General features: G+C 30.6%; 3 protein-coding genes. All 3 read left to right on the top strand.

Annotated features, from left to right (window positions below; all coding sequences use genetic code 11):
- Positions 1 to 255: TatD family hydrolase (locus VK998_RS06075; protein WP_325226586.1), on the top strand; the 255-nt coding region annotated here is incomplete at its 5' end.
- Between the two features lie 121 nt (positions 256 to 376).
- Entirely contained in the window at positions 377 to 775 is a 399-nt protein-coding gene (gene tnpA / locus VK998_RS06070) for an IS200/IS605 family transposase (protein WP_325226584.1), read from the top strand.
- Between the two features lie 9 nt (positions 776 to 784).
- Complete coding sequence (tnpB, locus tag VK998_RS06065; RefSeq protein ID WP_325226582.1) at positions 785 to 1,855, top strand: IS200/IS605 family element RNA-guided endonuclease TnpB; 1,071 nt, start codon at positions 785 to 787, stop codon at positions 1,853 to 1,855.
- Positions 1,856 to 2,026: the final 171 nt, after the last annotated feature.

Raw genomic sequence — 2,026 nt, 5'->3', positions numbered from 1 at the left:
TATATATCCATAGGAGGGCCAGTAACCTTTAAAAACGCTAGAGTAGTAAAGGAAGTAGCAGAAGCAGTACCATTGGATAAACTATTAATAGAAACAGATTGTCCATATTTAACACCAGAACCCTATAGAGGAAAGAGAAATGAACCTATGTTTGTAAAATATGTTGCACAAAAAATCGCAGAAATCAAAGACATAAATTTTGAAGAATTAGCCAAAGCAACCAATAAGAATACTAAAGAATTATTTAGAATTTAACTTCTTTTAGCAAGAATTCTCCCATCTTCTATAAGTGGGAGATGAATTGCAAAAAGTGATTTCTGAATAGATTCTCATATGATATATTAAAATCAGTATTAAATGATAAGGGGTCAAGTATATGAGAGAATTAGATACAAATAATCATTCAGTATTTGCTATGTATTATCATCTTGTACTAGTTGTAAAATATAGAAGAAAAGTTATAGATGATAATATATCTGCAAGACTTCAAGAAATATTCAAAAATATCCAAGGCAAATATAATATTACACTATTAGAGTGGAATCCCGATGTAGACCATGTTCATATATTATTCAAAGCACATCCAAATACAGAAATAAGTAAATTTATTAACGCATACAAAAGTGCAAGTAGTAGGCTTGTAAAAAAGGAATTTCCAATGATAAAAGAGAAGTTATGGAAAGAATATTTTTGGGCTAGAAGCTTTTGTTTACTAACGACAGGAGGAGTACCAATAGACATAATAAAAAGATACATAGAAAGCCAAGGAAGATAGGGTGAAAATATGAAAAAAGCATATAAATTCAGATTGTATCCAAATGAAGAACAAAGAGAATATTTTGCTAAATGCTTTGGATGTACTAGATTTATCTATAATCAAATGTTAGAAGATAAAATCAAACACTATAAACAAACTGGAGAAACGCTTAAAAACACACCTGCACAATACAAAGATGAATACCCTTGGTTAAAAGAAGTAGACAGTTTAGCCCTAGCAAATGCACAAATCAATCTAGAAAAAGCATATAAAAACTTTTTTAGAGATAAATCCATAGGATTTCCCAAATTCAAAAGTAGAAAAACAAGACAAAGCTATACCACAAACAATCAAAATGGAACCATATATATTGAAAATGGATATATAAAACTACCCAAATTAAAATCAAAGGTAAAGATAATAAAGCATAGAGAAATTGAAGGGAAGATTAAATCCTGTACCATTTCAAAAACTAGAGCAGGAAGCTATTATATATCAATACTAGTAGAAGAAGATATAAAACCATTACCTAAAAATGATAAAAAGATAGGAATAGACCTAGGAATAAAAGACTTTGCAGTAACATCAGAAGGTAAAATATTTGAAAATCCAAAGTGGTTAAGAAAATCAGAAAAAAGGCTAAAAAAACTACAAAAGGATCTATCTAGAAAGAAAAAAGGAAGTAAAAACAGAGAAAAGGCAAAGCTAAAACTAGCAAAACAACATGAAAAAATAGTAAATCAAAGAAAAGATTATCTTCATAAATTATCTTCCAAGATTATAAATGAGAGCCAAGTAATAGTCTTAGAAGATCTGAAGGTATCTAATATGCTAAAAAATCACAAACTAGCAAAGAGTATATCAGAAGTATCATGGTATGAATTTAGAAGACAGTTAGAATATAAAGCAGAATGGTATGGTAGAGAAATAATCATAGCACCACCTAACTATGCAAGTAGTCAACTGTGCTCTAATTGTGGCTACAAGAATAAAGACGTAAAGAACTTGGCACTTAGAGAATGGACTTGCCCAGAATGTGGAGCACACCACGATAGAGATATAAATGCTAGTAAAAATCTACTGAAACTAGCAATATAGTTTTGGTACAATCGGGGTAGGAACTACCCCTAGAGCTTGGGTGAACTTGGCAGGTTACTGCTATTGACCAAGAAGCCATCCACTTCTATAAGTGGTGGTAGTTCACGTAGTATATAGTTATAACTCAGAAGATATCCACAAAAGCAGCTGTTACAATAAAAGATAGATTTA

The sequence above is a fragment of the Schnuerera sp. genome (assembly GCF_035459645.1).
In the GTDB taxonomy this organism is placed as follows: domain Bacteria; phylum Bacillota; class Clostridia; order Tissierellales; family Tepidimicrobiaceae; genus Schnuerera.
Note: the sequence above shows the minus strand (reverse complement) of the source record. Positions and strands in the feature narration are given on the sequence as shown.

Coding starts and splice junctions, on each gene's coding strand:
- tnpB (WP_325226582.1), top strand. CDS start 785: ATGAAAAAAGCATATAAATTCAGATTGTATCCAAATGAAGAACAAAGA.
- tnpA (WP_325226584.1), top strand. CDS start 377: ATGAGAGAATTAGATACAAATAATCATTCAGTATTTGCTATGTATTAT.